General features: G+C 55.1%; 18 protein-coding genes. 4 read left to right on the forward strand and 14 right to left on the reverse strand.

Annotated features, from left to right (window positions below; all coding sequences use genetic code 11):
* Positions 1-67 precede the first annotated feature (67 nt).
* From TH3_RS18605 to uraH, 9 genes are all read right to left on the reverse strand, one after another.
* The gene (locus TH3_RS18605) at positions 68-1,150 is read right to left on the reverse strand and encodes a BMP family ABC transporter substrate-binding protein (RefSeq protein ID WP_174441863.1); all 1,083 of its coding nucleotides are present in this window, start codon (positions 1,148-1,150) and stop codon (positions 68-70) included.
* Positions 1,151-1,367: 217 nt separating this feature from the next.
* Positions 1,368-2,288, reverse strand: a complete 921-nt coding sequence (locus TH3_RS18610; RefSeq protein ID WP_007088847.1) for an ABC transporter permease — start codon at positions 2,286-2,288, stop codon at positions 1,368-1,370.
* On the reverse strand, positions 2,288-3,367 hold the full coding sequence (locus tag TH3_RS18615) for an ABC transporter permease (RefSeq protein ID WP_007088846.1): 1,080 nt from the start codon (positions 3,365-3,367) through the stop codon (positions 2,288-2,290). The genes TH3_RS18610 and TH3_RS18615 overlap by 1 nt, the downstream gene beginning before the upstream one ends.
* Positions 3,354-4,937 carry an ABC transporter ATP-binding protein gene (locus TH3_RS18620; protein WP_040060194.1) on the reverse strand — a complete coding sequence of 528 codons (1,584 nt, stop codon included), beginning with the start codon at positions 4,935-4,937 and terminating at the stop codon, positions 3,354-3,356. The genes TH3_RS18615 and TH3_RS18620 overlap by 14 nt, the downstream gene beginning before the upstream one ends.
* 122 nt (positions 4,938-5,059) lie before the next feature.
* Positions 5,060-5,536: a nucleoside deaminase gene (locus tag TH3_RS18625; RefSeq protein ID WP_007088844.1), complete on the reverse strand. Its 477-nt coding sequence runs from the start codon at positions 5,534-5,536 to the stop codon at positions 5,060-5,062.
* Between the two features lie 108 nt (positions 5,537-5,644).
* Positions 5,645-6,679, reverse strand: a complete 1,035-nt coding sequence (gene xdhC, locus TH3_RS18630) for a xanthine dehydrogenase accessory protein XdhC (RefSeq protein ID WP_007088843.1) — start codon at positions 6,677-6,679, stop codon at positions 5,645-5,647.
* Between the two features lie 4 nt (positions 6,680-6,683).
* The gene (gene xdhB, locus TH3_RS18635; protein ID WP_007088842.1) at positions 6,684-9,092 is read right to left on the reverse strand and encodes a xanthine dehydrogenase molybdopterin binding subunit; all 2,409 of its coding nucleotides are present in this window, start codon (positions 9,090-9,092) and stop codon (positions 6,684-6,686) included.
* Entirely contained in the window at positions 9,085-10,578 is a 1,494-nt protein-coding gene (xdhA, locus tag TH3_RS18640) for a xanthine dehydrogenase small subunit (protein ID WP_007088841.1), read from the reverse strand. The genes xdhB and xdhA overlap by 8 nt, the downstream gene beginning before the upstream one ends.
* Positions 10,579-10,585: 7 nt before the next feature.
* Positions 10,586-10,939 carry a hydroxyisourate hydrolase gene (gene uraH / locus TH3_RS18645; RefSeq protein WP_007088840.1) on the reverse strand — a complete coding sequence of 118 codons (354 nt, stop codon included), beginning with the start codon at positions 10,937-10,939 and terminating at the stop codon, positions 10,586-10,588.
* A gap of 421 nt (positions 10,940-11,360) precedes the next feature.
* Here uraH and puuE point away from each other — a divergent pair, with 421 nt between their 5' ends.
* Genes puuE through TH3_RS18665 form a run of 4 tightly spaced genes read left to right on the forward strand, consistent with a single transcriptional unit; the run spans position 11,361 to position 14,442 of the window.
* On the forward strand, positions 11,361-12,281 hold the full coding sequence (puuE, locus tag TH3_RS18650) for an allantoinase PuuE (RefSeq protein WP_007088839.1): 921 nt from the start codon (positions 11,361-11,363) through the stop codon (positions 12,279-12,281).
* Positions 12,282-12,314: 33 nt separating this feature from the next.
* Positions 12,315-12,842 carry a 2-oxo-4-hydroxy-4-carboxy-5-ureidoimidazoline decarboxylase gene (gene uraD / locus TH3_RS18655; protein WP_040061254.1) on the forward strand — a complete coding sequence of 176 codons (528 nt, stop codon included), beginning with the start codon at positions 12,315-12,317 and terminating at the stop codon, positions 12,840-12,842.
* Between the two features lie 51 nt (positions 12,843-12,893).
* A complete protein-coding gene (gene alc / locus TH3_RS18660; RefSeq protein WP_040061256.1) occupies positions 12,894-13,925 on the forward strand; it encodes an allantoicase in 1,032 nt (343 codons plus the stop codon).
* A gap of 4 nt (positions 13,926-13,929) precedes the next feature.
* On the forward strand, positions 13,930-14,442 hold the full coding sequence (locus TH3_RS18665) for an ureidoglycolate lyase (RefSeq protein ID WP_007088836.1): 513 nt from the start codon (positions 13,930-13,932) through the stop codon (positions 14,440-14,442).
* A gap of 39 nt (positions 14,443-14,481) precedes the next feature.
* Here TH3_RS18665 and TH3_RS18670 read toward each other — a convergent pair whose 3' ends face one another.
* The 5 genes from TH3_RS18670 to sdhA all read right to left on the reverse strand — a co-directional run bounded on the left by TH3_RS18670 (position 14,482) and on the right by sdhA (position 20,443).
* On the reverse strand, positions 14,482-15,159 hold the full coding sequence (locus TH3_RS18670) for an HAD family hydrolase (RefSeq protein WP_007088835.1): 678 nt from the start codon (positions 15,157-15,159) through the stop codon (positions 14,482-14,484).
* Positions 15,156-15,932 carry a tetratricopeptide repeat protein gene (locus TH3_RS18675; RefSeq protein WP_139328063.1) on the reverse strand — a complete coding sequence of 259 codons (777 nt, stop codon included), beginning with the start codon at positions 15,930-15,932 and terminating at the stop codon, positions 15,156-15,158. The genes TH3_RS18670 and TH3_RS18675 overlap by 4 nt, the downstream gene beginning before the upstream one ends.
* A 56-nt stretch (positions 15,933-15,988) precedes the next feature.
* Positions 15,989-17,695: a DUF4153 domain-containing protein gene (locus TH3_RS18680; protein ID WP_007088833.1), complete on the reverse strand. Its 1,707-nt coding sequence runs from the start codon at positions 17,693-17,695 to the stop codon at positions 15,989-15,991.
* A gap of 143 nt (positions 17,696-17,838) precedes the next feature.
* Positions 17,839-18,621, reverse strand: a complete 783-nt coding sequence (locus tag TH3_RS18685; RefSeq protein WP_007088832.1) for a succinate dehydrogenase iron-sulfur subunit — start codon at positions 18,619-18,621, stop codon at positions 17,839-17,841.
* 25 nt (positions 18,622-18,646) lie between these two features.
* Complete coding sequence (sdhA, locus tag TH3_RS18690; protein ID WP_007088831.1) at positions 18,647-20,443, reverse strand: succinate dehydrogenase flavoprotein subunit; 1,797 nt, start codon at positions 20,441-20,443, stop codon at positions 18,647-18,649.
* Positions 20,444-20,447: the final 4 nt, after the last annotated feature.

Genomic DNA, 20,447 nt, shown 5'->3' on the forward strand with positions numbered 1-20,447 from the left:
AAACAACCCCGCACATCAGATGCGGGGTTGTTCAGTACGTCGCCGTTACAGGACGTGCAAATCGTGATTATTTCGGCAGTTCGGCATCAATGCCTTTGATGTACCAGTCCATGCCCAGAAGCATTTCGTCGGTTGCATCTTCGCCTTCCTTGATGCGCAATTCGCCAGCCTGATCATAGATCGGGCCTGCGAACGGATGAATTTCACCTGATGCGATCTTGGCTTCGGTTTCTTCGGCCAGTGCTTTTACGTCGTCCGGCATGTTGGTGTAAGGTGCCATGTCCACCATACCGGAATCAATACCGCCCCATGTGTCGATTGATTCCCAAGTACCATCCATGACAGCCTTGGCGCGTGCGACATAATATTCATCCCAATGGTCAACAATCGCGGTCAACTGTGCCTTCGGGGCGAATTTGATCATGTCGGATGCCTGACCAAAACCAACGATACCGCGGTTCTCGGCAACCTGAAGCGGAGCCGGGCTATCGGTGTGCTGGACCATGATGTCAGCACCCTGATCAATCAGGGCCTTGGCTGCGTCGCCTTCTTTGCCCGGATCGTACCAGGTGTTTGCCCAGACGATTTTGACTTTCACATCCGGGTTAACCGACCATGCACCCAGCATGAAGGCGTTGATGCCACGAACAACTTCCGGGATCGGGAACGAACCGACATAGCCGACAATGTTCGACTTGGTCATTTTACCTGCGATCACACCAGCAACGTAACGGCCTTCATAGAAACGCGCGGCATAGGTCGAAACGTTTGCATCACGTTTGTAACCGGTTGCATGTTCGAATTTCACATTCGGGAACTGCTTGGCGACCTTGACAGTCGGGTTCATGAAACCGAACGAGGTGGTGAAAATCAGGTTATGGCCGGTCTGGGCCAGCTGACGAATCACACGTTCAGCATCGGCACCTTCCGGAACGCTTTCGACGTAACTGGTGGTGGCATTGTCACCAAGGGCCGCTTCGATCGCCTGACGACCGATGTCGTGACGATAGGACCAGCCATGGTCACCAATCGGTCCGACATAAACAAAGCCGGCTTTGACGTCTTCGGCCTGGGCTGCACCCATGCCGAGTGCAAGTGCACCGGTTGCCACAACGGCGGCAAGCGTGCGCTTCACGAGGTTTGCATTCATTATCTGGTCTCCCTGTTAATCAGCTAATCAGGATTTAAACCCAATTGTTTACGCAATCAATGACGTGTTCTTGTCCAGACCAAGACTCAGCCAAACCGGCCTGATGATATCCAGAGATAATATTCAGAACGGCTTGATTGAGTTTTGGTCCGATACGCACTTCCTCCCACCGGGTCGGGGAATCTTTTTGGCGTTCCCCGATCCCGTTGCACCAGCCCTATTGTGCGGGCCGGAACGCCTGCCCGATACAGGCAGGTGCATTCAATCTGATCTTGGCGCGATCACTGGAAATGATCACCAGAACAATCACGGTCGCAAGGTAAGGCAACATCGACATGAATTGTGACGGGACATGAACACCCGCACTTTGCGCATGAAGCTGCAATACCGAAATAAGCCCGAACATATAGGCCCCGGCCAACAATCGCCCCGGACGCCACGTTGCAAACACCACAAGTGCCAATGCGATCCAGCCACGACCCGCGGTCATGTTTTCGGCCCACATCGGCGTATATGAAAGTGACAGATACGCCCCGGCAAGCCCCGCCATTGCCCCACCAAACATGGTCGCCATATAGCGGATTTTGATCACCGAATAACCAATGGCATGCGCGGAATGATGCGAATCACCAACCGCCTTGAGGATCAATCCGCCACGGGTCCGTGACAGGAAAAATCCGACCGCAATCACCATCACAATCGACAGATAAACCAGAAAATCCTGACCAAACAGAATTTCACCAACCAGCGGAATATCGGTCAGAACCGGGATATGAAGCCCCGGAAGCGGTTCAATCGCAAAACCGACAAAGCCGGAGCCAACAAGCGCTGAAAAACCGACCCCGAATATGGTTAGAGCCAAACCCGTTGCCACCTGATTGGCCATAAGGGTCAATGTCAGGAAGGCGAAGATCAACGACATCAGCATTCCGGCAACGATTGCCGCTAGGATACCCAGAATGGCCGATCCGCTTGACGCGGTAACCGCAAAGCCGGAAATTGCCCCGACCAGCATCATGCCTTCGACGCCAAGGTTCAGCACACCGGATTTTTCGGTGATCAGTTCGCCGGTCGACGCCAGCAAAAGCGGGGTCGATGCCGTAATCACAGTCAGCATCAGTGGAATGAGCCAATCCATTATGCGGCCTCCCCTTTGGCAGCAGGGGTTCCGAAACGAACCCGATACTTGGTCAAAACATCACATGCCAGCAGGAAGAACAGCAAAATCCCCTGGAACAGGCCGGTTACTGCATTTGGCAGCCCCAACGTAATCTGGGCCAATTCCCCCCCTAGGTAGGTCAGCGCCATGATCAGCCCACCAAACAGAATACCCAGCGGATGCAACCGCCCAAGGAAGGCAACGATAATCGCGGTAAAGCCATAACCGGGCGATATGGCGGGTTGCAACTGACCGATAGGTCCGGCAACCTCAAACAGACCGGCAAGACCGGAAAGACCGCCGCCCAGCAACAGGGTAAACCAGACCATGCGTTTCTGCCGGAACCCAACATGACGCGCGGCCTGCGGGGCCTTGCCCACCACGCGCAACTGGAACCCGATCACGGATTTCGACAGCAAAATCCACCCGGCAATCACCACCAGTACCGCAAAGGCCGTTCCAAGGTGGACCCGCGTACCGTCATAAATGATCGGCAACAGGCCTGCATCCGGGAACGGGCGGGATTCAGGGAAGTTGAATCCTTCGGGGTTGCGCCACGGCCCATGCACAAGGAAGCTCAGGAACAGTGTTGCGACATAGGTCAGCATCAGGCTGGTCAGGATTTCGTTGGCATTGAATCTGGTGCGCAAAAGCGCCGGTATCGCCCCCCAGAAGGCCCCGCCAATCGCCCCAAGAACAAACATTGCGGGCAAAAGGAACATGCTTTCACTGTCATGAAAATACAGCGCAAGACCACCGCCGAATATGGCGCCCATGGTCAATTGACCCTCGGCACCGATGTTCCAGACATTGGCGCGGAACCCCATCGACAGCCCGATGGCAATGATCACAAGCGGAGTTGCCTTAACAAACAGTTCCGAAAGTCCGTAGCTGTCGTTGATCGGCAGGATGAAGAAAGTATAGAGCGCATCGAACGGGTTCTTGCCCATAAAGGAAAAGATGATCCCGCCGACAAACAGCGTCATGAGAATTGCCAGAACCGGCGACAGATAAACCATCGCCTGACTATGCTGGCGACGGGGTTCAAGCCTGATCAACGTGATCTCCTTCGATAAGCTCTTTCGTCTTCAGGGTTACGTCGCCGTCCAGATCGTGAAGTCCCCCCATCAACAAACCGATTTCCTCGACACTGACGTCGGCCATCGGCCGCGGGGCGGACATCTTGCCTTCGGCCATCACCACCACCTGATCACAGATGGCGAAAATCTCGTCCAGATCCTGCGAAATCACCAGAACCGCCGTGCCCTTCGCCGCCAGATCAAGCAATGCCTGATGGATGGCACTTGCCGCACCGGCATCCACACCCCAGGTCGGTTGGGAAATCACCAGTACGCCCGGATCCTGAAGGATCTCACGCCCGACGATGAATTTCTGGAGGTTGCCACCCGAAAGGCTTCCGGCCTCGGCCGAGGCACCGGTGGTGCGTACATCAAATGTCTTGATGATCTTGTCGGCAAAGGTACGGGTCGGCACTTCGCGGATCAGACCACGTGCAGACAACGCCATACGACGAAACGCTGTTAAAAAACCGTTTTCCGACAGGCTCATATCGGGAACGGCACCATGCCCGTTACGTTCTTCGGGCACAAACGCAGCACCAAGCCGACGGCGGCGGCGCGGACCCAAATGCGCAACCGGATTACCATCAATTTTGATGCAGTCGGGCGTGCCGATGATTTCGGTTTCGCCAGCCAGTGCCTGAAACAGCTCGTTCTGACCATTTCCGGCGACACCGGCAACGCCCATGATTTCGCCGCCGCGCACCTTAAGGCCAATCCCCTTAAGGTCGGTGCCGAATTGTTCGTCGCTGATCAGTGAGAGATCGGAAATATCAAGACGCACATCCCCGAATTTGCGTGTCCCGCTGCGATCGGGTGCGGTCAGTTTCTGGCCGATCATCATTTCGGCCATGGATTTCGCCGTTTCCGCGCGCGGATCACACCCGCCAACGACCTTGCCGCCGCGCAAGACGGTCGCCTTCTGACACAGTGCTTTGACTTCGTGCAGCTTGTGGCTGATATACAGGATCGCGCAACCTTCATCTGCAAGACGGCGCAATGTTTCAAACAGCTTTTCGACTTCCTGCGGGGTCAAAACCGATGTCGGCTCGTCCAGAATAAGCAGTTTTGGATTTTGCAGAAGGCATCTGACGATTTCGATCCGCTGACGTTCACCAACCGAAAGTGTATAGACATGCCGATCTGGATCAAGCGGCAGACCATAGGTCTTTTCGACCTCGATCACCTGCTGACGCAGGGCGGCCATATCGCGCACGTCGTTCATCGCCAATGCGATGTTTTCCAGAACCGTCATGGTTTCAAACAGCGAAAAATGCTGGAATACCAGCCCAATGCCCATTTCGCGTGCGTCATGCGGGCTATGGATCGTGACCGGCTTTCCTTCCCACAGCAATGCGCCATGATCGGCCTGCAACACGCCATAGATAATTTTCACAAGCGTACTTTTACCCGCGCCATTTTCCCCCAGAAGGGCATGGATTTCGCCAGGTTCGATACGGAAACTGATATCGTCATTTGCCAGACAGCCCGGAAAGGCCTTGGTCACACCGCGCACTTCAAGCTGTGCCGGTTTCACCGCGCCTGTCATCACCAAGCCTTTATCTGAGCCGGTATTCCCGGTCCTCGACGTCACTGCTGCCACCCCTATTTTGCGATCCGATCACGCGCACCGTTGGTATTACCCGTTCACGGTTTGCTAATCAAACGGTCTCAATACGCGATTTTATCTTCTTTGGCATCCCAGGCCGCAAAGACATCACGCGCTTCCCCTAAATCCAGATGTTCGCACGGCAGGCTCCGATCCGGGATCGGTTTTGCCACTTCATCATACAGGAATTGATCGTCAAAGCCGATTGCCGCGGCATCTTCGCGGGAATTGGCATAATAGATTCGGTCAAGACGGGCCCAATAGATCGCGGCAAGGCACATCGGGCAGGGTTCGCAACTGGTGTAAATCTCGCATCCGGCAAGATTGAAGGTACCAAGCTTTTCGCAGGCCGCGCGTATGGCACTGACTTCGGCATGGGCGGTCGGATCGTTGCTGGATGTGACATTGTTCCATCCTTCGGCAACGACTTCACCGTTCCTGACAATGATTGCCCCGAACGGACCGCCACAGCCTTCTTCCATTTTTGCCCGCGATAAATTCACGGCATGGAGCATGTGTTCATGCTTGGCATCACACACAGCCAAATCTCCCTATATGAACTCCTGATCCGGTGAACGGATCCTCCTGATCAGGCCACTATTGGCGCGGCCCTTTATCATTTATATGCCTTGCAAAGAAGGCCTTTATCATCCGGCAAGGCCGTCTTGTGCGACCCTGTTCACCAGATTTTGCGCCATTCGTGCTTCACGCACGGACAGCAATTGCACAGCGACCGATGCCGCGATGATTGCCGGTTGTTTGCCCACAATGCCTTGAATTCCAATCGGGCATGTCAAACGACCGATTTCCGCATCTCCCAACCCGCGATCTTTTAATCGCCGGACAAAACGCGCGCGTTTGGTTTGGCTTCCGATCATGCCGACAAAACCAAGATCATCCCGCATCAAAGCCGCCCGGCAGATGTCAAAATCCTGCGCGTGACTGTGCGTCAGGATCAGAGCAAAGGCACCAGGCGGCATGTCGCCCACTTCGTTCTGTGGCCTATCGCTTTGATGCAGATGCAGTTTTGCTGTTTCTGGCAGGGTCAGGTATTCATCACGCGAATCGATCAGATGAAGATCGAACGGCAAGGGCGCCAGTGCCTGAACAATCGCCTGCCCGACATGCCCGGCACCAAACAGCCAAAGCGGTGTTGCCCCGTCGTCAAGCCGCAGGCAAAGTTTCCGTTCCTCGCCCGCCCCCGACAAACCGCCGCACACGCCTGTAAAAAGACGATCCAGTGCTTCGGCATCCGCAGCGCTGGCAGTTTCAAGATGTCGACTTTCGCCCATCGGCAACAATACCCAGTCACCATGACCAATACCGGCGCGGTTTTGTGTGCTGCTTATTGCGGTGGCCAGCTGATGCTTTTGCATCGGGTTCAGCCGGTGAAATGCAATATCGACAGCGCCCCCACAACATTGCCCAAGCCCCGGCCCCAAGGGGAACGGGACCAGTTCCGTGATGATATCGCCCTGCGAGGCAAGAGTTTGACGGGCACGCAATGTGACCTGATGTTCGAGATTGCCGCCGCCAATCGTTCCGGCAATGGCATTTTCGCTGACCAGCATAAACGCCCCTGCCTCCCGCGGGGTGGACCCGCGAATGGCCGCCACACTGATTAGCATCACCGGATCAGGGGACTGCAACACAGCAATATGGGCGTCATGGGACAGGCGCATGATGCTATTCCCCCGCCACCGGAACCGCATCATGACTTTGGGCGATCATGCCCTTTGCCACATTTGCGACCGCATTCAGGACGGCTTCGGGGGTTGCCGGCGCATCGAGCATCGGGATCACCTTGTAATTCCCGACCGATGCAATCGCATCAGCAATTGCACGATGCACTGAAATCGCCAGCATCAGGGGCGGCTCACCAACCGCCTTGGATCTGTGAATGGTTTCTTCAACATTTCTTCCGGATGACCACAACTCAAGCCGGAAATCATCCGGACGATCCGAACATGCGGGAATTTTATAGGTGGACGGCGCATGCGTGCGCAAACGACCTGCATCATCCCACCACAATTCCTCAGATGTCAGCCATCCCATCCCTTGAATAAAGCCGCCTTCGATCTGACCGCGATCAATCGCCGGGTTCAACGACCGGCCGACATCGTGGCTGATATCAACGCGGGTCACCTTGTATTCACCGGTCAGGGTATCGATCATCACCTCGGAACAGGCCATGCCATAGGCGAAGTAATAGAACGGCCGACCCGATGCGGTTTCACGGTCATAATGGATTTTCGGTGTCGCATAATAGCCGGTTGCCGAAAGCGAAACACGCGCCAGATAGGCCTGTTTGATCAGATCGGCAAATTCCAGTTCGGTCACATCACCAACAATCACCCGGCCCGGAACAAAGCGAATGGCAGCCTCGGCCACACCGTATTTTTCAGCCGCAAATGCAATCAGGCGGGATTTGATTGTGATGGCGGCATCGCGCGCTGCCATGCCGTTCATATCCGCCCCGCTTGATGCCGCGGTTGCCGATGTGTTGGGAACCTTGCCGGTATTGGTTGCCGTGATTTTGATCCGGTCCAAATCAATCTGGAATTCTTCGGCAACAACCTGGGCAACCTTGATAAACAGGCCCTGCCCCATTTCCGTCCCGCCATGGTTCAGATGCACTGATCCGTCCTGATAAATATGGATCAATGCGCCTGCCTGATTAAGGAAGGTCGTGGTAAAGGAAATGCCAAACTTGACCGGCGTGATTGAAATACCGCGCTTGATCACCGGGCTTTCGGCGTTAAACGCATCTATTTCTTTGCGGCGCTTGCGATAATCGCAAGATGCCAGAATGTCGTCCGTCAGTTCCGCAAGGACATTATCCTCGACCGTCATGTGATACGGTGTCGTGTTGCGGTCGGTTGTCCCGTAATAGTTGGCGATCCGTACATCAAGCGGATCGCGGCCAATCGTCATAGCGATTTCATCGATGATCCGTTCAATCGCCACCATCCCCTGCGGCCCGCCAAAACCGCGAAACGCGGTATTGGATACCAGATTGGTTTTGCAGCGATAGGACCGGATTTCAACATCGCCAAGGAAATAGGCATTGTCGGTATGGAACATCGCACGATCACAGATCGCGGCCGACAGATCGGCCGAGAAACCGCAATTGACGGCATATTGAATATCCAGCCCGCAAATCCGGCCATCATCGTCAAAGCCGACATCATATTCGACAATAAAGTTATGGCGTTTGCCGGTCATGACCATGTCATCATCCCGATCCAGACGCATTTTTGCCGGACGCCCGGTTTTGACCGCAACAATCGCGGCCAATGCCGCCCATTGCGATGCCTGGGTTTCCTTGCCGCCAAAACCACCGCCCATACGGCGAACTTCGACCGTTACAGCATTGGCCGGACGACCAAGGACATTGGCGATATTGTGCTGAACCTCGGACGGATGCTGGGTCGAACAATGCAACAGCACATCACCGTCTTCCTGCGGGATGGCAAAGGTGATCTGTCCTTCAAGATAGAAATGATCCTGCCCGCCGATTTCCATCACCCCGGACCGGCGATGCTTGGCACGTGCCAGTGCCGATTTGGCATCGCCCTGCGCCATGACATGGGGTGGTGCAACAAATTGCTGTTTTTCCAGTGCTTCCCTAACGCTCAGGATCGCGGGCAGTTCTTCATACTCGATCTCGGCCAGCTTGACGGCATTGCGTGCCTGTTCGCGGGTTTCGGCGGCAACACAGAAAACCGGCTGACCGTAAAACTGCACAATCCCGTCGGGCAGAACCGGATCATCATGGGTATGGGCGGGTGACACGTCATTGACACCGGGCACATCATCCGCCGTCAGGACACACACCACACCGGGTGCGGATCGCACCTTTGACAGATCCATCTTCGTGATCCTGCCATGTGCGATGGTTGCCGCACCGGGAGCCAGATGAAGGGTGCCGAACGGCTCAAGAATATCGTCAACATAAATAGCTTCGCCCGCGACATGTTTCGGGCCACTGTCATGCTTGCTGGCGGACCGGACCCCACCCGAAAGCCCCGGTGTCGGTGCCAGAAGTTCGTCCGGGTCTTTGGTATCGATGATTTTGGGTGCGTTGTCAGACATAGGCAGCCTCCCTGCCAACCAGACGGGTGGCAATTTCAGGCGCCGTTGTTTCGATAAACAGTTTGGTCAGAAGGTTCTGCGCGACCAGCATGCGGTATTCTTTTGATGCCCGCATATCCGACATCGGTGCAAAATCCCTGGACAAAGCCAGTTGCGCCGCACTCAGGCTGGCCTCGTTCCAGTCCTTGCCGATCAGGGCCGCCTCGCACTTTTTGGCCCGCATCGGTGTTCCAGCCATGCCACCAAATGCCGCACGGAATTCGACCACCTTGCCGCCATCAATCCGAATGGCAAAGGCCGCAAGAACCGCCGTAATGTCCTGATCAAACCGCTTGGAGATCTTGTAGGCCTTGAACTGCACCCCGGCGGCTGGTTTCGGAACGATGATGCTTTCAACGAACTCGCCCTTGGCCCGGTCCTGCTTGCCATAGGTGATAAAGAAATCTTCAAGGGCGACTTCGCGCCGGATATCACCAACGCGCAGAACAATCCGCGCGCCCAATGCAATCAAGGCAGGCGGTGTATCGCCAATCGGCGATCCATTGGCGATATTACCACCAACCGTCCCCGCATTGCGGATTTGCCGTGACCCGATCCGGCGAACCAGTTCCCCGACATCACCGGCAATCATGCCAAGCGCAGCATGAGCATCGCTATAAGTCACACCGGCACCGATGGTCAGAGCACCGCCCTTTTCGCGGACCGATTTAAGATCGGCGACATCCCCGATATAAATGATCGGATCAATCCGCTTAAGCATCTTGGTCACCCAAAGCCCGACATCCGTTCCGCCCGCCAGCACCGTCGCATCGGGATGGGCCACCAAAAGTGCGGCCAGTTCATCGCTGCTGCGCGGGGCGAAGTAACGACCCACCGGCATTTCGAGTGCCAGCATGCCTGCACCTTCGATCATCGCGGTCAATCGGGTCGCAATATCGGAACGGCGTTTTTGTTCGACCGGATCGGTTGCGCTTATGCCACCGGCCTTGCGGGCGGCTTCGATGATCGGGCCGTAACCGGTGCAACGGCAAAGGTTCCCGGCAAGGGCGTCATTGATGGCACCCCGGTCATCCTCGCCCCCATCCAGCCAAAGCTGATAGAGGCTCATGACAAAACCCGGCGTACAGAAACCGCATTGCGACCCATGAGTTTCTACCATGGCCTGCTGCACCGGATGAAGGCTGCCATCATCGGGTTTAAGATGCTCCACAGTCAGAAGCTGCTTGCCATCAAGGGTCGGCATAAACTGGATACAGGCATTGACCGTCCGGTAACGCATGCTGCCCATTCCATCCGGTTCACCCAGAATAACCGTGCAGGCACCACAATCGCCCTCGGCACAGCCTTCTTTCGTCCCGGTCTTGCGCTCGTTTAAGCGCAGCCAGTTCAAAACCGTCATTTGCGGATCGATATCGCGCAGGCGGCGTTCCTCGTTTCCGAAGAAGAACCGGATATCATCGCGTGTATCAAGGGCCGGCTTGGTCATGATGGCCTCAGCTGCCGCGATAGGTGGAATAGCCAAACGGCGAAAGCAACAGCGGCACATGATAATGTGCCTGCGCATCTGAAATACCGAACCGGATTACGACCTGATCAAGGAATTTCGGCTCCGGCAGATCAAGACCGATGGCGTCGAAATACGCCCCGGCATGAAAGACAAGCTGATACTCGCCCGGCTTGAACGAGGCACCATCAAGCATTGGCACATCGGTTCGCCCGTCGGCATTGGTTACGGCTTTGGCGACCAGATCATCATGGCCGTCACCAAAACGGTGCAGCTCGATCCGGATGCCACCCACCGGGCAACCTTTTGCCGTATCTAGAACATGGGTAGTCAGTCGTCCCATGCCGGGCCTCCTCTTTTCTCTCTCATGCGGTGGTCGGTCGCTTCTTCCCTGGTCGGCTTTTCTGATTGATCGTTTTATGCCGAACGAATTTATAGCGTTTCAAAAAGGTCGCATTAGGACACGGATCGTGGAAAGAGGCGATAAAGTGAAACTATATCAATAATTCTTTGAAAAACGATTGCCATAGCTTCGTGCAGAATACTATCAAAGTCGGATCAAAAGCTTTTAAAAGCCAATAAAAAACCGGCCAAAGCGATTTCCCGTCCAGGAACATTATCAAAGTCAGATTGATAGTGCGGCATGATCATCCACCAATCAGCGCGCAGGAGTTCTTCCTTGCTGCGCTTCGACCTATGGTTAATGCTACACCAAACAGCCCGCATGACAAAGCCGGGCGTTGCGATATCAGGAGAGGCCAAAGATGACCGAACAGAATTATGCACGCGACCTGATTGGCTATGGCGCCAATCCGCCAAAGGCCAACTGGCCGGGCAAGGCCCGTGTTGCGGTGCAGTTCGTGCTGAATTACGAGGAAGGCGGTGAAAACTGCGTTCTGCACGGGGATCGCGCGTCAGAAGCCTTCCTGTCGGAAATCATCGGTGCCGACATGCGCGAAGGCGTTCGCCATATGAGCATGGAGTCGATTTACGAATATGGTTCGCGCGTTGGTGTCTGGCGGATCCTGAACCTGTTTCGCGAACGGCAAATTCCGATCACCATCTTTGCCGTTGCCATGGCACTGGCCCGCCACCCGAAGGTTGGCGAAGTCGCGATGCGCGATGGTCATGAAATCTGTTCGCATGGTTATCGCTGGATCGATTACCAATATTTCCCCGAAGAACTTGAACGCGAACATCTGCACAAAGCCATCGACATCATCAAGGATGTGACGGGCGAACGCCCGCTTGGCTGGTATACAGGCCGCACAAGCCCGAACACCCGGCGGCTTGTCGCCGAAGAAGGCGGCTTCCTGTATGACGCGGATGATTACAGCGACGAACTGCCTTTCTGGTCGACACAGACAGAAACCCCGCATCTGATCGTGCCCTATACGCTTGATGTCAACGACATGCGCTTTGCCGCCATGCAAGGCTTCAATTCCGGCGAACAATATTTTCAATATCTGAAAGACAGTTTTGATACGCTTTACGAAGAAGGTGCTGAAACCCCGCGGATGCTATCGGTCGGTTTGCATTGCCGTCTTGTCGGCCGTCCGGGTCGGTTTGCAGCCCTGAAACGCTTTGTCGATTATGTGCGCGGTCATGATGATGTCTGGTTTGCACGTCGCATCGATATTGCGCGTCACTGGCGCGAACATCATCCGTTCACCGAAAACCAATAACCATGAAGAAAAACAAGAACTGAAATGGCCGATATGACCAAACCTGCAAAATCATTGTTCGAAACCCGACCACCCAGCACATTGGCGCAAAGCGCCTTTGTCTCGCTGTATGGCGGGGTTTACGAACATTCGCCCTGGATCGCTGAACAGCTATATGATCGCGGCATCACGACCGCCCTTGATACCCCTGATGCACTCGCCGATGCCATGGCAGCCGTGGTAAATGGCGCGATTGATGGTGACAAACTGACACTGCTTCGCGCCCACCCTGATCTTGCTGGCAAGCTTGCATTGGCGGAACTCACGCATTCCTCGCAGAATGAGCAAACCGGTGCCGGGCTTGATCAATGCACGCCCGATGAACTTGCCCGTTTTACGCAATTGAATGACGACTACAAAAAGAAGTTCGGTTTCCCGTTCATCTTTGCGGTCAAAGGGTTCCATCGGACCGACATCCTGAACGCATTCGAACGCCGCGTTAAGAACGATATCGAAACCGAATTTAACGAGGCCCTCAATCAGGTACACCGTATCGCCAAGCTGCGCCTCGAAGCCCTTTGATCACCAATGACCGGCCCGAACAAAATAACCAATAATCAGGATCTAGAAACCATGAGCCACCACACAAACCATGATGCCCCGGAATTTACCCGGCGTTTTGTCAATCTGGCCGACGAACGTCTGGGCGCAGAAGCAATCTTTGCGACCGACGATTTCTTTGCCGACAAGCAACGCATGTTGCAAACCGCCGATGCCATTTTTTATCCGGATAAATATGATGACAATGGCAAGTGGATGGATGGCTGGGAAAGCCGCCGCAAACGTGTGGAAGGTCATGATTACTGTGTGGTACGGCTGGCAACATCGGGCCGGATTTACGGTGTCGATATCGATACCAGCCACTTCACCGGCAACTTCCCGCCCGCCGCATCGCTAGAGGCATGCTATTGCCCGGATGGTGATCCCGCCGAAGATACGACCTGGATCGAAATTGTTGCCCCGATCGGGTTGCGTGCCGGTATCGGCGCAGAAGCCCACCATTATGCTGATGTCACGGCAGAGGGCGTTTTCACCCATGTCCGCCTGCATATCTATCCCGATGGAGGCATTGCCCGTCTGCGCGTTTATGGCCGCCCGGATCGGGACTGGTCAAAAATGGCAAGCAGTGCCGATCAGGTTGATCTGGCAGCCATGATCAATGGCGGCGTGGTCCTGACATGGTCAGATGCCCATTATGGCAACCCGAATGCCATTCTGGCCCCGGGCAGAGGCATCAATATGGGTGATGGCTGGGAAACCAGACGGCGCCGCGAACCCGGCAACGAGTGGCTTATCGTTGAGCTCGGCCATCCTGGCGAGATCGAGAAAATCATCGTCGACACCTGCCACTTCAAGGGCAACTATCCCGACCGGGTTTCCATTCAGGCCGCCTATGTGGATGGTGAAAAGGATAAGTCGCTGCGCGCACGTTCGATGTTCTGGCAAACCATTTTGCCTGAACAGAAAATGCAGGCCGACCATATCCACGAATTTGATGCGTCGGTCATCGCCAAGCTCGGCCCGGTATCGCATTTGCGCGTCAATTCCATTCCCGATGGCGGGATCAGCCGCCTGCGCATTCTTGGCAAACCGGCAAAGCGATAAGACTATGAAACTGAAAGTCGAACCGCTAACCCCCGCGGCTTTTGCCCCGTTTGGCGAGGTGATATCCACCGCCACCGCGCGGGACGAATATAAAATCAATCTGGGTACAACAACGCGGTTTCACGACATATCGCGCGTTGATGTCGGGGACGAAGGTGGCATACCAATCATCAGCATTTTTCGCGGCACACCGCGCCCGATGCCGATTGAAATCAAAATGATGGAACGCCATCCACTGGGCTCCCAGGCGTTCGTGCCTCTAAGCGGTCAGAAGTTCCTGATTGTTGTGGCAGAGGGTTCAGATACCCCTGCCCTCGAAGACCTACGCGCCTTTATCTCGGACGGGACACAAGGTGTGACTTATGCCAAGAATGTCTGGCACCACCCGCTTCTGGCGCTTGAACCAGAAAGTGATTTTCTGATCGTGGATCGCAGCGGCCCGGGCAACAACCTGAACGAAATTGATCTGCCGATGGTTGATGATACGCCTGCAACGCTTGACTGGCCGCAAACCTGAGAAAACGATCACAAGACATTGCACCCTGATCAATTGCGATCAGGGTCGTTTTGCCAGTCCCTGATTGCCAAGATACCGGTGCAGTTCACTGGAATCACCGACAACATCCTCGGCCCCGGCCTGCATTAACATTTCGGCATCTTGCGGATTTCGATGGCCTCCACCAAGAAATCCGACGGATCGCATCCCGGCCGCCCCGGCGGCAATAATCCCGGCGGGGCTGTCTTCGATCACAAGACAGTTTTCCGGTTTGGAACCGCATTCCCGCGCCGCATGCAGGAAGATATCCGGGGCCGGTTTGCCATTTGCCACTTCCTCGACCGAGAAAATCCGCGCCCCGAAGAAATCAAGCAAACCGGTATTTCCAAGACAGGTATCAAGGCGTGCCAAATCACTGCCCGATGCAACGCAAACCGGCACATCAAGTGATTTCAGAACCGCGTCAATGCCACCAATCGCCCGCAGATCTGTTTCAAAAAGACTTCCGAGCAGATCTTCACATTCTTTCTGATACTTCACGGCGTCAATCGCGGTTGCATGATCATCATTCAGGCTGTCGACCATCCCGGCATAGGACACACCGCCAAAACGGCGCGCCAGGTCATCCGATGAGACTTCAATGCCATAGCCTGCAAGTATCTGAACATCGACGGCAAACGACAGCACTTCGCTATCGATCAGCACCCCATCGCAATCAAAGATGACAAGATTGATCACTGTGTTGCCGCGCCGCCACCCAGATCAAGGGCAAGCAACCGTTTCTGGATTTCCTGTGACAGCACCGCACTTGGCTGCGCCTCAAGGGCGCGCTGATAAGCCGCGCGTGCCATTTCGGTTTTGCCCATCGCAAGGGCATTTTCGGCAAAATGCGCAAGATGTTCAGCCGTCGGCATGGCCTTGTTTACAGCCACAAATATCTCTTCTGCTTCCTGATATTTGCCCTGCTTATAAAGCACCAGCCCGTAGGTATCGAGCGCACCGGGATCATCGGGTGCAACCTGCAAGGCACGCTTGATCAGACGTTCTGCTTCACCCAAATTTTCACCACGAACCGCATAATGGAAGGCAAGCCAGTTCGCCGCACCGGCATTCCCCGCATTCGATGCCTGCGTTGCTTCTGCCAGCATGGTGTTGCGATAGGTTTCCATCACCGCCTTGATGGCATCGCTATCAAGACCATCAACCCATGTCAGACCGACACGGACCGCCTTGCATCCCTTGCCACCCTTTTCCTGACAAAGGGCAACGGATTCTTCCACCGCGCCCAGCACGGTCGCGCTCGGCCCGGCGGCATATTCAACCCCGGCCTCGTCACGCGATAGCGCCTTGAAATCGATCATCGCCCGGTATCGTTCGTCAACCGGCTTTTCCGCCGGGCTTGCGAACATATCCTGAGGCTCCCATTTCGCAGAGGTATCGCCGCAGGCCACCAGCGTTAGAAGGGCCAGGCCCGCAATGAGATGATGTGTCCGGATCAACAAAGCAGTCATTCCCTGATGCTGTTTCATGTGATGACAAAGCATAGCCTGTCCCGATTAGGCAGGCGTTAACGATACTGGCCCCACTGCACCCCACCGATCAAAAGATCGGAATAGCGGGGCGAAACCGCTTTAAAATTACCATCGGCAAGATCACGCAACATTGCCGCATGGTCGATTTCGTTCTGGCCATGGAAGAAACTGGTCACAATCTGCCAATCATCATCCGCGACCTCATAACGATAGATATCAACATAATCACGCGCCGTGAAAAAGGCTGCTTCTTCCATTCCATCGCCGTCAAGATCGACCAGCAACAATGCGCACTGGTCCGGGGTTCCTGTGCCTGAACCTTCCTTGCGACAGAAGCGGCGATCATATTCAAGCTGTGCTTCAAGCAATCTGGTTACGGCTTCCCCAGGCACGCGATATTCCGCAGGATAAACCGGAATATTGTCAATTTCGACCATCATCCGTCCGGCATCAGGATCGATATAGCTGCGCAGTTCGGCAAGTGGCGGCACCGTGTCGGGTTTTGCCGCGTCAAGTTCAGCAAGTGCCTTTTCGCCCGGCATTCCAAGATTTCGGGCAATGAAAGAAAGGTCGGCCTTGTCCCAGTCTGCCATCGACAAAAGACGGCTTTGCTGATTTCGCGCCGAAATGCTGACCGGGTCAAGCAACGGCAGATGTATGATAAAGGCCGTCAGGGTCCCGCAAATGGCAATATGACCAAAAGCCCGGCGCAACGATACCGGGGTTGACTGGCGACGGCCAAATGCCGCCACCGAAAGCCATATCGACGCCATCAAGACAAATACCGCCGCCCAGATCGCATAAATCCGCGATGGGGTCAGTCCGTATTCACGCACCCGGATATAAATCGTTGCCATCGCAATCAGGGCAAAGATCGGTGCCATCCACAATGTAAAGCGAAAGACACGATCACCGATCCGGCCAAACAAGGTTACACCTTCGCCTGCCTGCACCGCGCCAAACAGTAGGTAACTTAACCCTGCTGCGGCGGCCATCACGGTCCACCAGACACCAAATTCCTGATCCAGCAGAACTTCCCAGCCACCCAGTGCCGCCGCAATCAGAAACAGGAAAAGCCCCAGTGCCTGAATCGGATAAAGAATGCGGAACATTCCGCCAATCACCTGGCGGACCGGGATCAGAAGCCCCGATTTTTCACGCGCAATGAGGATACCTGTGGCAAAAGCCGCGCCCGAAAGGGGCATCGCAACATACGCCTCACTGATCAGATCCCAAATCTGGTCGATACCCACCAGCATAAACAGCGAAGACAAGGCATAAAGAACGGGCCAGACGACACCAACCCCGACCAAACCAAATGCCAATGCCAGCTTGATTGACCAGATTTCGGGCACCAGTGCCGCCCGATCCGGATAGTTTGGTAAAACAGTCGTCTGCAACGGCCCCCATATCCGCCATATGGCGACAGCACCCCCGACCCAAAACGCCTGACAGGCGAGCAAACCTAAAATGGCGGCATCATCGGTATGATCGAACCCGACCAGATGCTGAAATGCCAGCACCTGAAGGGCTGCGAGGGTTGGTAAAACAAACGTCACCGCAAGATCATCACGCAGACGACGCACGCCAATGGCAAACCAGCTGCAATAGGCCAGTGCGGCAATAAAGGTCATCAGACTCGCCAGAAGATAGTCATCCTCCCAGCGATAATCGATCAGATACCAGAATGCGAAGCCATATGCCGCGCCGCTAAGGGGGAACAGCCAATGCGCTTTTTTCATCGGTTTGCCTTTGCTCGTGCCCGATTGTTCGGGTCAGGTTGTCTTTATAAACAGTATTAAAACAGAAAAAGCCGCCGGGATCATCAGATCTCCGGCGGCTTTAACTTTTTGTCTTAAAAAGACTTTTTTATGGTCTAAGCCGATCAGGCGCGGCGTTCTGCGATCATCTTTTTGATTTCGGTGATCGCCAATGCCGGGTTCAGGCCTTTCGGGCAGGTATTGGTGCAGTTCATGATCGTGTGGCAACGATACAGGCGGAACGGATCTTCGAGCGCGTCGAGACGTTCACCGGTATATTCATCACGCGAGTCAGCCAGCCAACGATAAGCCTGCAACAGAACAGCCGGGCCGAGATAACGGTCGGAGTTCCACCAGTAAGACGGGCACGCCGTCGAGCAGGAGAAGCACAGGATGCATTCCCACAGACCGTCAAGCTTCGCGCGTTCTTCACGCGACTGCAGACGTTCGCCATCGGGCGGAGTCGGGCTATCGGCCTTCAGCCACGGCTCGATCGAGGCGAGCTGCGCATAAGGTTGCGACAGATCCGGTACCAGATCCTTGACCACCGGCATATGCGGCAGCGGATAGATTTTGACCTCGCCCTTGATGTCCTCGATCGGTTTCAGACACGCAAGCGTGTTGCGACCGTCGATATTCATCGCGCACGAACCGCAAATGCCTTCGCGACAAGAACGACGGAATGTCAGGGTCGCGTCGATCTCGTTCTTGATCTTGATCAGCGCATCAAGAACCATCGGACCGCACTTATCAAGGTCAATGTCGTAAGTGTCGGTACGCGGGTTATCGCCACTGTCAGGATCGTAACGATAGATCTTGAAGCTGCGGGTGTTTTTCGCGTCAGCCGGTGCAGAGAACGACTTGCCCTCTTTAACGACCGAATTGGCGGGAAGATTGAATTCTACCATCTCTCAAATCCTCTCTTGCCGCGCCTTAATAGACGCGCTCTTTCGGCTCGATATACGACACTTCATCGGTAAGGGTGAAGTTGTTGACCGGACGATAGGTCAGATCAACGCCATACCCTTTGTCCCAATCGACAGTCGCAATCGTGTGCTTCATCCAGACTTCGTCATCACGCTTCGGATAATCCTCGTGGGCATGTGCCCCGCGTGATTCGTGACGGGCCTCGGCGGAATTCATGGTTGCAGCAGCGCAGACCATGAGGTTTTCGAGTTCCATCGTTTCGACGAGATCGGAGTTCCAGATCAGCGAACGATCCGACACGGCAACATCAGGAAGCGTTGCTGCGGTCGCGGAAAGCTTTTCGACACCTTCCTTGAGAATCTCGGCAGTACGGAATACGCCGCAATTGCCCTGCATGACGCGCTGCATTTCCAGACGGATTTCGGCGGTCGGACGAGAACCCTTTGCCCAACGCAGACGGTCGAAACGTGCAATAGCCTCGTCGCCATCGGTGGTTTTGAGTTCCTTGTAGGATGCCTTGGCATCGACGACTTCGGCGGCGTGCAAGCCACATGCACGACCAAAAACAACAAGGTCGAGCAACGAGTTGGTGCCAAGACGGTTTGCACCGTGGACCGACACGCAGGCCGCCTCGCCGGCCGCCATCAGACCCGGAACGATTGCGTTCGGGTTATCCGCCGTCGGACGCAGGACTTCGCCCTTATAGTTGGTCGGAATACCGCCCATATTGTAATGGACCGTCGGCAGGACCGGGATCGGTTCCTTGGTCGCATCAACACCGGCAAAGATTTTTGCGGTTTCGGTAATACCCGGCAGACGTTCCCAAAGCACTTCCGAACCAAGATGTTCAAGGTGCAGGTGGATGTATTCGCCGTGTTCGCCGACACCGCGACCATCACGGATTTCCTGTGCCATACCGCGCGAAACGACGTCACGTGATGCAAGGTCCTTAACGGTCGGTGCGTAACGTTCCATGAAACGTTCGCCTTCGGAGTTGGTCAGATAACCGCCCTCGCCACGCGCACCTTCGGTGATCAGGCAGCCAGAACCGTAAATGCCGGTCGGATGGAACTGAACGAATTCCATGTCCTGAAGACCAAGGCCTGCACGTGCGACCATGCCATGACCATCACCGGTGCAGGTATGGGCCGAGGTGCAGCTAAAGAATGCGCGACCATAACCGCCCGACGCCAGAATGGTCATCTTGGCGTTGAAACGATGGATTTCACCGGTATCAAGATCCCAGGCGACCAGACCTTTGCACGACCCGTCTTCACCCATGATCAGATCAAGGGCGATATATTCGACGAAGAATTCGGCTTTGTGTTTCAGGCACTGCTGATACAGGGTGTGCAGCATGGCATGACCGGTACGGTCAGCAGCAGCACAGGCACGTTCGACCGGCGCTTTACCGTGGTCACGGGTATGACCACCGAACGGACGCTGATAGATTTTGCCATCCTCGGTCCGCGAGAACGGCATGCCGTAATGTTCAAGTTCATGAACAGCCGGAACAGCGTTACGGCACATATATTCGATCGCGTCCTGGTCACCGAGCCAGTCGGAGCCCTTGACGGTGTCATACATATGCCACTGCCAGTGATCTTCGGACATGTTGCCAAGTGATGCACCAATGCCGCCCTGCGCCGCAACGGTGTGCGAGCGGGTCGGGAAGACCTTGGTGATACAGGCGGTTTTCAGTCCGGCTTCGACCGTTCCAAGCGTCGCACGAAGACCGGCGCCGCCTGCGCCCATAACAACGACGTCGTAGTTATGGTCGATAATTTTATATGATTCGCTCATTGGT

Origin of the sequence: Thalassospira xiamenensis M-5 = DSM 17429 (genome assembly GCF_000300235.2) — a bacterium.
In the GTDB taxonomy this organism is placed as follows: domain Bacteria; phylum Pseudomonadota; class Alphaproteobacteria; order Rhodospirillales; family Thalassospiraceae; genus Thalassospira; species Thalassospira xiamenensis.

What these genes read in the sequence shown, in the direction of transcription:
- TH3_RS18680 (WP_007088833.1), bottom strand. Translation starts at nt 17,695, where the DNA reads ATGAAAAAAGCGCATTGGCTGTTCCCCCTTAGCGGCGCGGCATATGGC.
- xdhB (WP_007088842.1), bottom strand. Translation starts at nt 9,092, where the DNA reads ATGTCTGACAACGCACCCAAAATCATCGATACCAAAGACCCGGACGAA.
- xdhA (WP_007088841.1), bottom strand. Translation starts at nt 10,578, where the DNA reads ATGACCAAGCCGGCCCTTGATACACGCGATGATATCCGGTTCTTCTTC.
- uraH (WP_007088840.1), bottom strand. Translation starts at nt 10,939, where the DNA reads ATGGGACGACTGACTACCCATGTTCTAGATACGGCAAAAGGTTGCCCG.
- sdhA (WP_007088831.1), bottom strand. Translation starts at nt 20,443, where the DNA reads ATGAGCGAATCATATAAAATTATCGACCATAACTACGACGTCGTTGTT.
- TH3_RS18675 (WP_139328063.1), bottom strand. Translation starts at nt 15,932, where the DNA reads ATGACTGCTTTGTTGATCCGGACACATCATCTCATTGCGGGCCTGGCC.
- TH3_RS18610 (WP_007088847.1), bottom strand. Translation starts at nt 2,288, where the DNA reads ATGGATTGGCTCATTCCACTGATGCTGACTGTGATTACGGCATCGACC.
- TH3_RS18620 (WP_040060194.1), bottom strand. Translation starts at nt 4,937, where the DNA reads ATGACAGGCGCGGTGAAACCGGCACAGCTTGAAGTGCGCGGTGTGACC.
- uraD (WP_040061254.1), top strand. Translation starts at nt 12,315, where the DNA reads ATGACCAAACCTGCAAAATCATTGTTCGAAACCCGACCACCCAGCACA.
- puuE (WP_007088839.1), top strand. Translation starts at nt 11,361, where the DNA reads ATGACCGAACAGAATTATGCACGCGACCTGATTGGCTATGGCGCCAAT.
- xdhC (WP_007088843.1), bottom strand. Translation starts at nt 6,679, where the DNA reads ATGCGCCTGTCCCATGACGCCCATATTGCTGTGTTGCAGTCCCCTGAT.
- TH3_RS18605 (WP_174441863.1), bottom strand. Translation starts at nt 1,150, where the DNA reads ATGAATGCAAACCTCGTGAAGCGCACGCTTGCCGCCGTTGTGGCAACC.
- TH3_RS18685 (WP_007088832.1), bottom strand. Translation starts at nt 18,621, where the DNA reads ATGGTAGAATTCAATCTTCCCGCCAATTCGGTCGTTAAAGAGGGCAAG.
- alc (WP_040061256.1), top strand. Translation starts at nt 12,894, where the DNA reads ATGAGCCACCACACAAACCATGATGCCCCGGAATTTACCCGGCGTTTT.
- TH3_RS18665 (WP_007088836.1), top strand. Translation starts at nt 13,930, where the DNA reads ATGAAACTGAAAGTCGAACCGCTAACCCCCGCGGCTTTTGCCCCGTTT.